This window comes from Nocardia tenerifensis NBRC 101015 (genome assembly GCF_000308715.1).
GTDB lineage: Bacteria > Actinomycetota > Actinomycetes > Mycobacteriales > Mycobacteriaceae > Nocardia > Nocardia tenerifensis.
Genome location: NZ_BAGH01000345.1, coordinates 1 through 11675, shown reverse-complemented (window position 1 = coordinate 11675; position 11675 = coordinate 1). Strand labels below are relative to the sequence as shown.

The 11675-nt window shown below is 69.6% G+C and carries 11 protein-coding genes; 5 read left to right on the top strand and 6 right to left on the bottom strand.

Annotated elements, in window-relative coordinates:
• The coding region (locus ON39_RS27060; RefSeq protein ID WP_040738630.1) for an SbcC/MukB-like Walker B domain-containing protein at positions 1-1582 on the top strand (1582 nt) is incomplete at its 5' end.
• 31 nt (positions 1583-1613) lie between these two features.
• Here ON39_RS27060 and ON39_RS27055 read toward each other — a convergent pair.
• The 4 genes from ON39_RS27055 to ON39_RS27040 form a co-directional block, all read right to left on the bottom strand.
• The gene (locus ON39_RS27055; protein WP_051187164.1) at positions 1614-2189 is read right to left on the bottom strand and encodes a methylated-DNA--[protein]-cysteine S-methyltransferase; all 576 of its coding nucleotides are present in this window, start codon (positions 2187-2189) and stop codon (positions 1614-1616) included.
• On the bottom strand, positions 2186-3805 hold the full coding sequence (locus tag ON39_RS27050; protein WP_040738628.1) for a DNA-3-methyladenine glycosylase 2 family protein: 1620 nt from the start codon (positions 3803-3805) through the stop codon (positions 2186-2188). The genes ON39_RS27055 and ON39_RS27050 overlap by 4 nt, the downstream gene beginning before the upstream one ends.
• A gap of 159 nt (positions 3806-3964) precedes the next feature.
• A complete protein-coding gene (locus ON39_RS50825) occupies positions 3965-4135 on the bottom strand; it encodes a YbdD/YjiX family protein (RefSeq protein ID WP_246002821.1) in 171 nt (56 codons plus the stop codon).
• An 80-nt stretch (positions 4136-4215) separates the two neighbouring features.
• Positions 4216-6510 (bottom strand): carbon starvation CstA family protein, encoded by a 2295-nt coding sequence (locus ON39_RS27040; RefSeq protein ID WP_040738625.1) that lies wholly within the window; start codon positions 6508-6510, stop codon positions 4216-4218.
• Between the two features lie 393 nt (positions 6511-6903).
• On the opposite strand from ON39_RS27040, the gene ON39_RS27035 reads away from it, so the two are divergent.
• The 3 genes from ON39_RS27035 (at position 6904) to ON39_RS27025 (ending at position 9964) form a co-directional block, all read left to right on the top strand.
• Positions 6904-8187, top strand: coding sequence for an ABC transporter substrate-binding protein (locus tag ON39_RS27035; protein ID WP_040738638.1), 1284 nt, complete (start codon positions 6904-6906; stop codon positions 8185-8187).
• A 62-nt stretch (positions 8188-8249) separates the two neighbouring features.
• Complete coding sequence (locus tag ON39_RS27030) at positions 8250-9095, top strand: carbohydrate ABC transporter permease (protein ID WP_051187162.1); 846 nt, start codon at positions 8250-8252, stop codon at positions 9093-9095.
• 47 nt (positions 9096-9142) lie between these two features.
• Positions 9143-9964, top strand: a complete 822-nt coding sequence (locus ON39_RS27025; protein WP_373283743.1) for a carbohydrate ABC transporter permease — start codon at positions 9143-9145, stop codon at positions 9962-9964.
• A 2-nt stretch (positions 9965-9966) separates the two neighbouring features.
• Here ON39_RS27025 and ON39_RS27020 read toward each other — a convergent pair whose 3' ends face one another.
• Both ON39_RS27020 and ON39_RS27015 read right to left on the bottom strand, forming a co-directional pair.
• Positions 9967-10383 carry a VOC family protein gene (locus ON39_RS27020; protein WP_051187160.1) on the bottom strand — a complete coding sequence of 139 codons (417 nt, stop codon included), beginning with the start codon at positions 10381-10383 and terminating at the stop codon, positions 9967-9969.
• Between the two features lie 4 nt (positions 10384-10387).
• On the bottom strand, positions 10388-11230 hold the full coding sequence (locus tag ON39_RS27015; protein ID WP_040738623.1) for a helix-turn-helix domain-containing protein: 843 nt from the start codon (positions 11228-11230) through the stop codon (positions 10388-10390).
• 132 nt (positions 11231-11362) lie between these two features.
• Between ON39_RS27015 and ON39_RS27010 the strand changes: the two genes are divergently transcribed.
• Positions 11363-11675, top strand: a 313-nt coding sequence (locus ON39_RS27010) for an alcohol dehydrogenase catalytic domain-containing protein (protein WP_040738621.1), incomplete at its 3' end; no start/stop codon positions are given.

The window sequence follows — 11675 nt, the reverse complement described above, 5'->3', positions numbered from 1 at the left end:
GCGCGGTGGCGACACCGACCGGGTCGAGCTGGCCGCCGCCCTGCGCGCCGCGACCGACCGCTACGAGGACGCCGCCGAGCTGGCCGCCCTCGCCGACGGACTGACCGCCGAGCTCACCCGGCTGCGCGCCGACGAGGCTCGGCTGCACGACGAACTCCGCGAATCCGATTCCCGCCGAAGCACGGTCGCCGCGAACGTCGCCGCCGCCACCACCCGCCTCGCCGAACTCAACGAACGCCTGCGCGCCGCGGCGGGCGCCGACGAGACCATCGACCGCCGCCACGCCCGCCTCACGGCCCTCGTCGCCGACGCGACCGGCCTTCGCGACGCCCGCGCCGCCGCCGCCTCGGCCCGCGAACAGGTGGCGGTCATCGCCGACCGCGTCGAAAATCTTGCCCGCGCAGCCGGTTTCGCGCCGATGGAGGAGTCGGGGCCGGGCCACCACGCCGATACCGCGCAGAGCGATTCGTCGACCGACGCGCGAGATGATTCCTCCGCCGCCGCGCGAGGCGATTCCACTCCTGCGGCGCAGGATGATTCGTCCGCGGCCGCGCGAGGCGACTCCTCTACTACCGCGCAGGACGATTCGTCCGCGGCCGCGCGTGACGATTCCTCTACTACCGCGCAGGATGATTCGTCCGCCGCTGCGCGAGACGATTCCTCCACTTCCGCGCGAAACGGTTCATCCACCGCCCAGCGAGACGAGGTGGCCCGGTTGACCGCGATCGCGCGCGTGGTCACCGCAGCCAGTCGAACGCCTCAGCGCCGCAACGACATCGAGGCCGAGCTAACCGCCGCCGACCGCGCCCGCTCCAACGCGGAGGCCGTGCTCGCCGAGCCGGAGATCCGCGCCGCGGAATCGCTCGCACCGGGCGATCTGGCCGAGCTGGACGCCGCCGTCGCCGCCGCGCAGGCGCGGTTGAACACCGCCATCGCCGCGCACGCCGAGGCGAGCAGGCGGGTCGGCTTGCTGGAGGATCTCGGCGGTCAGCTCTGGGCGGCGGTGGACCGCATCGCCCCGTTGCAGCGCACCCACGACGAGCTGGCCGGCCTCGCCGAGGTGGTGGCGGGCCGCGGCGAGAACAACCGCCGAATGTCGCTGCGCTCTTACGTTCTCGCCGCCCGCCTGGAGGAGGTGGCGCAGGCCGGTTCGCTGCGCCTGCGCCGGATGTCGGGCGGCCGTTACGAATTCGTGCACTCCGACAAGGCGGGCCCGCGCGGTCGCCGCGGCGGCCTCGGCCTCGACATCCGCGACGACTACACCGGCGCCGTCCGCCCCGCCAAAACCCTCTCCGGCGGCGAAACCTTCATGGCCTCACTGTCTTTGGCCCTAGGCCTGGCCGACACCGTAGCCGCCGAATCCGGCGGCCTCGTGCTGGACACCCTCTTCATCGACGAGGGCTTCGGCGGCCTCGACGCCGACACCCTCGACGCGGTGATGGGCGTCCTCGACGAACTCCGCGCCGGCGGCCGCGTAGTCGGCCTCGTCAGCCACGTCGACGAAATGCGCCAGCGCATCCCCAGCCGCCTCCACGTCCGCCGCGGACGAAACGGTTCCCACCTGGAGGCAACGGTCGCGTGACCGCCGACCGCGCCGAGGTCCTGAGCACCGCCTATAACAAGCGCGCCAGCTCGTTGCTCTGCCCCGCCGCTTCGTGATCGAGCAGCCAGCGTTTGATCGGCAGGCCCCAGCGGAACCCGCCGAGGGCGCCGCCGATGCGGTAGATCCGGTGGCAGGGCACGAACAGTGCCGCGGCGTTGCGCGCGCAGGCATTGGCGGCGGCGCGGGTGGCGTCGGGGCGGCCGGATACGGCGGCGTACTCGGTGTAGGTGATGGGTGCGCCTGCGGGGACCTTGCGCAGGACTTCCCAAGCGTGCATGAGGAATTCGCCGGAGCGCTGACGGACCGGGACGTCGTCGATCGCGGTCACGTCCCCCTCGTGATAGGCGGTGATCACGCGGGTGAGCTCGCCGAGGGAGTCGCGTCGGCGCAGCTCGGCGGGGCGCAGGGTCGGGTGGATCACCGGGGACAGCAGGTCCGTGTCGGCTGTCCAACCGGCGGCGAGCACCGCGCCGTCGGCGTCGACCACCGCGGTGAACGGGCCGATCGGGGTGTCGACCGTCGCGAAATCCGCGGTGGCGAGCCCGGTCTGACGCTTGGCCGGGCGAACAACGGTGGTGGCGTTCATGATTCGGAGATCGCTTTCGAGGAGGCGGATTTGGCCGCGGCGGACTTGGAGCGGGCGGCACGGTCGGTCAGCGCCGCCTTCCATAGCTGCATGGACAGATAGGACCGCCACGGCGCCCAGCGCGCGGTGTCGGTGAGGTCGATGCCCAAGACGGCGGCCCCCTGACGCACCACGAGATCGGTGTTCAGCAGCACGTCCGGATCGGCGAGCAGGCGCATCGTGACGTAGTCGGCCGTCCACGGGCCGACCCCGTCCAGGGCGAGCAGGTCGCGCCGCAGGTCGGCGGCGGTGCGGCCCTGGTGCAGCGCCAGTTCGCCACTGGCCAGCGCCTCGGCCGCGCCGATGATCGAGCGGATCCGCCGCGTCGGGCCGGTGAGCACCTCGGCGCCGTGCTCGGCGATCGCCGCCGGGGTGGGGAACAGCAGGGGGATCGGCCCGTCGACGCGTTCGCCGAGCGCCTCGACCAGCCGCGCGGTGTGCGTCGCCGCCGCCGAGACCGAGATCTGCTGGCCGATCATGGTGCGCAGCAACAGTTCCGGTCCGTCCAGGCAGCCGGGCACCCGGATCCCGGGTGAGAAGGCCGGCCGCCCCACCTCGCCGTGGTCGAGCGCGGTCTCGGCGTCCGGCGGCGAGCCCGCGCCCGCGTCCGGCAGCCGGGTGGTGTCCGGGTCGGCCAGTCCCGGCGTCGAAACCCGCTGTCCCGGAGCGACTCCCAGCGCCTCGTCGATGCCGATCGGGTCGGCGTCGAGATCGAGCAGGTGCCGCAGCCGCGCGACCGTCGGCGCGAGGTCGCGCATGTCGTGCAGCGCGAGTTCGGCTCGCACGTGGTCGCGCTGGAAGCTGAGCCGGGTCGTCGCGTGACCGTGCGGGGTGCGCAGGTTGCGGGTGTAGGCGCGGTTCTCCCACAGCTCCATGCCCGGCGCGACGTGCGCGGACAGGAACCACTCCAGCCATGCCCGGTCCAGCGGCTCGCGGTAGGGCAGGCGCAGGCTGAGCGTGCCGTTGACCGCGGGCGCCGGACGCCCGTTCGAGCCGGACTTCGCCCGGTGCGCCTCGGCCCGCATGGTGCTCGGGCTGACCGCGAACACCTCGCGCACGGTGTCGTTGAACTGCCGGATGCTGGCGAACCCGGCCGCGAAGGCTATGTCGGACATGGGCATTGCCGTGGTCTGGATCAGCAGCCGGGCGGTGTGCGCCCGGTGCGCGCGGGCCAGTGCCAGTGGGCCCGCGCCGAGTTCGGTGGTGAGCACGCGGGTCAGCTGTCGCTGCGAATAGCCGAGCGTGGCGGCCAGCGCGGGCACCCCGCCGCGTTCGATGACGCCGTCGCCGATCAGGCGCATGGCGCGGGCGGCGAGGTCGGCGCGGGTGTTCCAGAGCGGGGATCCGGGCGCGGCGTCGGGCAGGCACCGGCGGCAGGCGCGGTAGCCTGCCTGCTGCGCGGCCGCGGCGGTCGGCAGGAACGACACGTTGGCCCGTTTCGGCGTGATCGCCGGACACGAAGGGCGACAATAGATTCCGGTCGTCCGCACCGCCGTGAAGAATTGCCCGTCGAAACGGGAGTCCCTCGTCGATACCGCTCGATAGCACCGCTCGAAATCCAACGCCGTGATCGTCACGCCAACCACAATGTCAGGCTCGGGCGGCCTCCGCTAGCGGAAATCTGCCATTGCCACGACGGTCCGCGCGCGACCGGGTCGGCGGCGAATGGCGAACGGGCAGTTCAGCGCCGCCGAGGCGGGCGGAGCGACGCCCTCATCGCGTCGCCCCGCCGCAACTCAGCAGCAGCGATTCGTCGGATTGCTGTCCGCGTCCGCGTGCCTGGTCCGCCAGTACTCGCGCTCGGTCGGCACCGCGCAGCCGGGATGGTTGCGCGTCAGGTGCTCCACATACCGCTGGTAGTCCTGGCCGCCGAGGATCGAGTTGAACCACCAGCCTGTCTTGCGAATCGCTGTCGCACAAGCACTTCCGGCGGAGCGCAGGCCCCGCAGGACGGGCGCTCGGCCGTCCCGCGGGGTGACGTGCACGGTCAATGCGCCGCTCTCGTCTGGGCCGCGCCCGGTGCCCGGACCTTCCCCGATTCGATCAGGGCGTCCCATTCCTGCTGCACCTCCTTCTCGGTCGAGGTCGCCAGGAACGACTTCGGCGCGAAGATCTTCGACGGCTCGTCCGGCGACTCGCTGTCCGGCCCGCCGCCCGCGCGCCAGGCTCGCACGCAGACCACGAGCCCGACGATCGCCACGATCAGCACGAGCACCGCGAAGATGATCGACAGGCTGCCCTGGATGAAGGTGTTGCGGACCACCTTCTCCATATCGTCCGCCGACTTGGCCGGCGCCACAATCTTTCCGGCGTCGAGCGCCGCGCTGTAGACGCTGTGCTGCTTCCAGTACCCGATGCTCGGGTCGCCGGAGAAGATCTTCTGCCAGGACGCCGTCATGGTCACCGTCAGGTCCCAGATGAGCGGGAGCGCCGGAATCCAGGCCCACTTGATCAGGCCCTTCTTGATCACGATGGTGAGCACCACGGTCAGCGCGATCGCCGCGAGCAACTGGTTGGAGATGCCGAACAGCGGATACAGCGTGTAGATGCCGCCGAGCGGATCGGTGACGCCCATCAGCAGCACCGAACCCCACGCCGCGACGACGATCGCCGAGCACAGCCACGCACCGGGCCGCCAGGACGGATCCTTGAACTTCTTGGCCGGTCCGCCGAGGTTGCCGAGCGAGTCCGACAGCATGAAGCGCGCGACGCGGGTGCCCGCGTCGATCGTGGTGAGGATGAACAGCGCCTCGAACATGATCGCGAAGTGGTACCAGAACGCCTTGAGCCCGGTGCCGCCGAGGAACTTGTGCAGCACCTCCGACATGCCGACCGCCAGCGTCGGCGCGCCGCCGGTGCGCGAGACGATGCTGTTCTCGCCGACGTCCTTGGCCGCCTGGGTCAGCTCGGCCGGGGTGATCGGATTTCCGCTCAGGCCGAGGCTGTTGGTGTAGGCGGCCGCCTTCTCCGCGGTGCCGCCGGTGAGGCCGGCGCTGGCGTTCATGGCGAAGTACAGGTGCTGGTCGATGATGCTGGCCGTGATGATCGCCATGACGGCGACGAACGACTCCATCAGCATGCCCGCGTACCCGATCATCCTGGCCTGCGACTGCTTCTCCAGCAGCTTCGGCGTGGTGCCCGAGGACACCAGCGAGTGGAATCCGGACAGCGCGCCGCAGGCGATGGTGATGAACAGGAACGGGAACAGGCTGCCCGCGAACGCCGGGCCCTTGCCCGAGCCGGCGAAGTCGGAGACGGCGGGGGCCTTCAACACCGGCATGGTGATCAGAACGCCGACGGCGAGCAGGACGATGGTGCCGATCTTCATGAAGGTCGACAGGTAGTCACGCGGCGCGAGCAGCAGCCACACCGGCAGCACCGAGGCGACGAAGCCGTAGGCGATGAGCAACCACGCGATGGTGGTGCCCGACAGCGTGAAAAGGTCCTGGCCCCAACCGGATCCGGCGACCCAGTTGCCCGAGATGATGGCCAGCAGCAGTAGCGCGAACCCGATGACCGAGATCTCGCCGACCTTGCCGGGGCGGAAGTACCGCAGGTACACGCCCATGAACAGGGCGATCGGGATGGTCATCGAGATGGAGAACACGCCCCACGGGCTGCCGCCGTGCAGCTCGCCGTCCTTGCCGGGCGTCGCGGCCAGCGCGTTCACCACGACGATGCCGAGCACCGCGAGCAGGATCATCATGATCACCAGCACGGCGACGATCGCGGCCACGCCGCCGACCGCGCCGAGCTCGTCGCGGGCCATCTGCCCGAGGCTGCGCCCCCGGCGGCGGGTCGACGCCCACAGCACGAGGTAGTCCTGCACCGCGCCGGCGAAGACGACGCCGACGACGATCCAGATCGTGCCGGGCAGGTAGCCCATCTGGGCGGCGAGGACGGGGCCGACGAGCGGACCCGCGCCCGCGATGGCGGCGAAGTGGTGCCCGAACAGCACCCGCCGGTCCATCGGCATGTAGTCCTTGCCGTTCTCCAGGATCTCGGCCGGAGTGGCTTGGTCGTCACGCGGTTTGACGATCTTGTATTCGATGAGCCTGGAGTAGAACTGGTAGGCCAGTACGTACGTGGCCACGGCGGCGACCACGATCCAGACCGCGTTGACCGACTCGCCGCGGGCGATGGCGATGATCGCCCACGCGATCGCGCCGACTACCGCGATCGCGGCGAAAATGCCTTTTTTAACAGGGGTGATAGGCGAACGGTCCACGACACCCACGGGAGGTAGGTCGGGATCTGTCCGGAGGTATTCGATGGTCGCCATGCGAACTACTCTCCCGTGATCGAGCTGGACTTGCTGAAACGTTCACAACGTAGCTGAACCGAAGCGCGCTCGAGCCGGACTTAGGGAAGTCTGAACATTGCGATACGGATCGTGGTCGCCGCGACCACTCGTCTCGGGTGTTCCGCCGAGCGGGGCTCGATCCGCGACGCACGGCGGGTACGGGTGGCCCGCGAGGCGTCGGTCAGCTGCCCGGGTTCGACCGTGGTCACGGTCCCCGGTATCGCGCCGGTGCGGATGGGCGTGTTCCCTCGTCCGGCGATGTTGCCACCCGTATGCTGCCATGCTGGCTCAGACATCCGCCGATCGGTCCTACACACCGACGTTTCTCATGTCCGTTCACGTATCCACCCGCCGTCCGCCGTGGAGGAGTTCGTGTCACCGGTTCGCCGCCGCACCCTGCTCGGCTCGGCGCTGGCCGCGCCGCTCCTCGGCGCGACCGGATGCGGCTCCGCCGACGACGCGCTGACCTTCTTCTTCCAGGCCAGGCCGGAGGAGGCGCGGGGGCGACTCCGAGTCATCGACGAGTTTCAGAAGCGGCACCCGGACATCAGGATTCGCACCATCATGTCCGGGCCCGATCCGCAGCAGCAGCTGCTCACCTATTGCGCGGGCGGCAAGTGTCCCGACGTCATCATGGCCTGGGAACTGCTCTACTCCGGGCTGGCCGAGCGCGGCGTGCTGCTCGATCTGCGCACGCTGCTCGCGCGCGAACCGGACTACGCGGAGATGTTGCGGCGGGACAGTTATCCGGCCCTGCTGGACACCTTCGCCTATGCCGGCGGGCAGTACGCCCTGCCGGAGCAGTGGTCCGGGGTGTTCCTCTATTACAACCGGGAACTGTGCGCCGCGGCCGGGGTGCGCCCGCCGGCTCGGTGGCGCGACGCCTGGTCGTTCGACGAATTCCTCGATGCCGCACGGGCACTCACTCGTGACCGGCGGTGGGGCTTCGCCGACGCCTGGGTGCCGTACTACTCGGCCGCCTGCTTCGGCATGAACAACGGCGCGGAGTGGTTCACGCCGCCGGTCGCTCCGACCAGGGCCAATCTCGGCGATCCCCGCTTCGCCGAGGGCTTCCAGTTCTACGCCGATCTCGCGCTGCGGCATCGGGTCGCGCCGAGAGTCGCCGACCGGTTGTCGATCTCGGCGCCCGATCTGTTCCGGGACGGCCGGGCGGGCATGGTGCTGGGCGGGCACTGGCTCTACGCCGAATTCGCCGGGCGGGAGGGGCTTTCCATCGACGCCACCGTGTTGCCGGTCGGGCCGCACGGGGGTCCGGGTGCGATCACCGATGTCGGCAGCACCGGGCTGTCCATCGCGGCGAACAGTCCTCGGGTCGAACAGGCTTGGGAGTTCGTCAAATTCGCCACCGGGCCGGTGGGGCAGGCGATCATCGCCGCGTCGGGTCTGTTCGTGCCGGTGCTGAAGTCGGCGATGAATTCGCCGGGATTCGTTGCCGCGCATCGCGATATCCGCAATCTCGCAGTCTTCACCGAGGGGCCGGACAGCTCTCGCCCCCTGCCGGTGACACCGGCTTGGGGCAAGGTGTCCGCGTTGCTGGAACGCGGCGGCAATCGCGTGCTGCGCGGCGCCGCCGAGGCCGCCTCGCTGGGTGGTCGATTCGCGGACGATCTCGACGCGCTGTTGGTGGCACGGTGAGCGGCCCGCGGTCGCGGCGGGTCAAGCCTCGGCTGGCGCGTAGGAGGGAATGGGCCGGGTGGATGTTCGTCGCGCCGAATGTGGCCGCGGTGGCCGTGTTCTTGCTGTTCCCCCTTGCGTTTTCGCTGTATCTCAGCTTGCACGAGTGGGATCTGTTCCGGCCGATGCGGTTCGTCGGGTTGGGCAACTATGCGCGGTTGTTCGGGGACGATCCACTGTTCCTCATCGCTTTGCGCAACAGTGCGGTGTTCACCGTGCTGACGCTGGTGCCTACGGTGCTGCTCGGGTTGGGGATCGCGGCGGCGCTGAACCGTAAGTCGTTCGGTATCGGTGCTTTTCGGACGGTGGCGTTTCTGCCGCTCGTGGCCTCGACCGTGGCGATGGCGGTGGTGTGGCGGTTCATCTTCACTCCGGACGGGATGCTCGATGCCGGGCTCGGCTGGTTCGGCGTCGGGCCGGTGCCGTGGTTGACCGATCCGAACATGGCGTTGGTCTCGCTGAGCATCGTCACCGTGTGGAAGGGCGTGCCGTTCGCGACCGTCATCCTGCTCGCCGCCATGCAGGGGGTGCCGGAGCCGTTCTACGAGGCGGCGAGGATCGACGGAGCCGGTGCGCTGCGGCGGTTCTCGGCGATCACCCTGCCGTTGATCCGCGGGCCGCTGTCGTTCGTCTTCGTGATCACCGTCATCAACTCGGTGCAGGCGTTCGATCAGGTGTACGCGCTGACCGGAAGCAACGGAGGGCCGGAGACCGGGACCTATCTCCTGGGAATCATGCTGTACCAGAACGCCTTCGGGTTCTACGAGGTGGGGTACGCGTCGGCGTTGGCCTGGGTGATCTTCGCGATTCTGCTGCTGCTCACGCTGTTGCAGTTGCGGTTTGCGCGGCGGGAGGACGTGGAACTGTGAATGCCGCTGCGCCCGTGCGTGTTCGCGGTAAGCCGGAGCGGGTTGTCTTGCGGCGGACGCTGCGCGGGATAGGCCTCTATGTCGTACTGATCGGCATCGCGTGGTGTGCGCTGGCGCCGATTCTGTGGGCGCTGTCGAGTTCGTTGAAACGGGAGGGAGAGATGGCCGAGCGGACCCTGCTTCCGGCGAGTCCGCAATGGTCCAACTACGGCACGGTCTTCGAACTGCTGCCGCTCGGACGGATGCTGTTCAATACCGGCATGTACGCGGCGTGCGTCACCGCCGGGCAGCTGTTCTTCTGCTCGCTGGCCGGATACGCGTTCGCGCGCTTGCGATTTCGCGGGCGCGACGTGCTGTTCGTCGCCTACCTCGGCACGCTCATGGTGCCGTTGACCGTCACGGTCATCCCGCAGTTCCTCGTGATGCGGGCGTTCGGCTGGGTGGACACGCCGTGGGCGATGATCGTGCCCGGCCTGTTCGGCGGCGCCTTCGGCACGTACCTGATGCGCCAGTTCTTCGCCACCCTGCCGGTGGAGCTGGAGGAGGCCGCCATTCTCGACGGCTGCTCCACCTGGCAGGTCTACTGGCGTGTCCTGTTGCCGCACACCCGTCCTGCCCTGATGGTGCTCGGCGTGCTCACCTGGATCACGGTCTGGAACGACTTCCTGTGGCCGCTCGTCATGATCCAGCGCAACGAGATCGCCACCGCGACATTGGGTTTGGTGCGGCTCCAGGGGCAGTATCACACGCAGTGGCCGATACTCATGGCCGCCTCGATGGTCATTCTCGCGCCCTTGCTCGTGGTGTACGCGCTCGCCCAGCGCGCGTTCGTCCGCGGCATGGCCATGTCCGGTCTCGGCGGCCGCTGAGCCTACGCTCCCCAGTAGGTGCCGAAACTCCAGAGATTGCCCTCGGGATCGCGGACGGTGAACCCGCGGGAGCCGTAGTCCTCGTCGCGCAGCCCGCGCACCACCTCGGCGCCGGCCGCGGTGGCGCGGCTGAACAGGGCGTCCGGGTCGTCACACACGACGTAGGTGGAGTCGTTGCCCGGGACGCGCTGCCCGAACTCGCTCGCGTCCTTGCACGCGGTGCCGAACATGATGCCGCCGCCCAGTGGCCAGCGCAGTTCGGCGTGCTCGATGATCGTCGGGTCGTCCTCGCGGGTGTACATCGCGGTCTGCTCGAAGCCGAAGGCCTCGACGAGGAAGTTCGCCATGGCTCTGCCGTCGCGGAAGGTCAGGGCGGGCCAGACGGCGGTGCGGGTGCTGATGTCGGTCTGATTCGTCATGCCCTCAGCGTCGCTCGACGGACCGGTCGGTGTCTTGGACGGATGGAACCTCCTCGCGCAGCCAGTTCGTCGGGCTGGTGCCCGCCAACTCGGCGAAGTCGCGGTTCAGATGGGCCTGGTCGTAGTAGCCGCAGACGGCCGCGACCTGCGCGATGCTGACGAACGACGGGGTGCGCTCGATCATCCGCCGCGCCCGTTCGAAGCGGGTGATCCGGGCCGCGAGCTTCGGGCTCAGGCCGAACTCGCCGCCGAACCGGCGCGCGAGATGCTGTCTGCTCCAACCGATCTCCTCGACCAGCGTGCCGACGGGCAGCGTCCCGCCCGAGCCGACGACCGCGCGCCACGCCCAGCTCAGTTCCGGTGCGACCACGCGATCCGGGTCGGCCAGCCGGGACAGAATCCGGTCGACGGTGGCGAAGCGTTCCGGCCAGCCGAGCGGTTCCTGCAATCGTTCCCACAGTTCGCGGCCGACCGGGCCGACCACATCGGCGAACTCGGCCGACGTGTCCCACAGCGCGGCGGCGGGCACGCCGAACAGGGCGCGGCTGCCGAGCGGCGTCAGGGCGACCGACACGCCCTCTTGACGACCGTCGTGCGAGATCAACGCCGAACTCGCCTGAAGTCCGCCCACCGAGCACCGATAGTCCTGCGGGGCTTGGCCCGGATCCGTTTGTGCGACAACGTCTATGGAAGGTCCGATGCTGACGATGAACGTCATGTGCGCCGAGGGCAGGCCGCGGTGCAGACCCGGCGCGTAGCCGAACATGCGGTAGCCGACGTAGTGGTCGATGAACGGCGCGAGCGCGGGCGCCGGCCGCGCCGTCACCCGCTCGGTGCTCGGCTCCATGCGGAGCACGCTACGCCGCCCGCCGACGACCGCAAATGCGGTGAGATGGAGCACTCGCAGGTGAAATCGGGTAGGAGGACACAGCCCGGCGTGGTTACCGTGTCGTCTTCGCAAATGATTTCTGGAGGTGTGATGCGGCGGGTCCAATACGAGCGCAGCGGTGGTCCTGAGGTGCTCGAGGTCGTGTCGGTCGACGTGCCGACGCCGGGGCCCGGGGAGCTCCTGGTCCGGGTCGAGGCGATCGGGGTGACCCTGCCGATGGTGCGGAAGGTCCGCGAGCAGCGCGAGCCGATCGCGCTCGGCGGCGAGGTCGCGGGCGAGGTCGTCGCGGTGGGTGAGGGCGTCACCGGATACGCGCCCGGATACCGGGTGACCGGGCTGGTTTTCGGCCACAGCTACGCCGACTACGCGCTGCTCACCGTCGCGATGGCCTCGCCGATTCCGG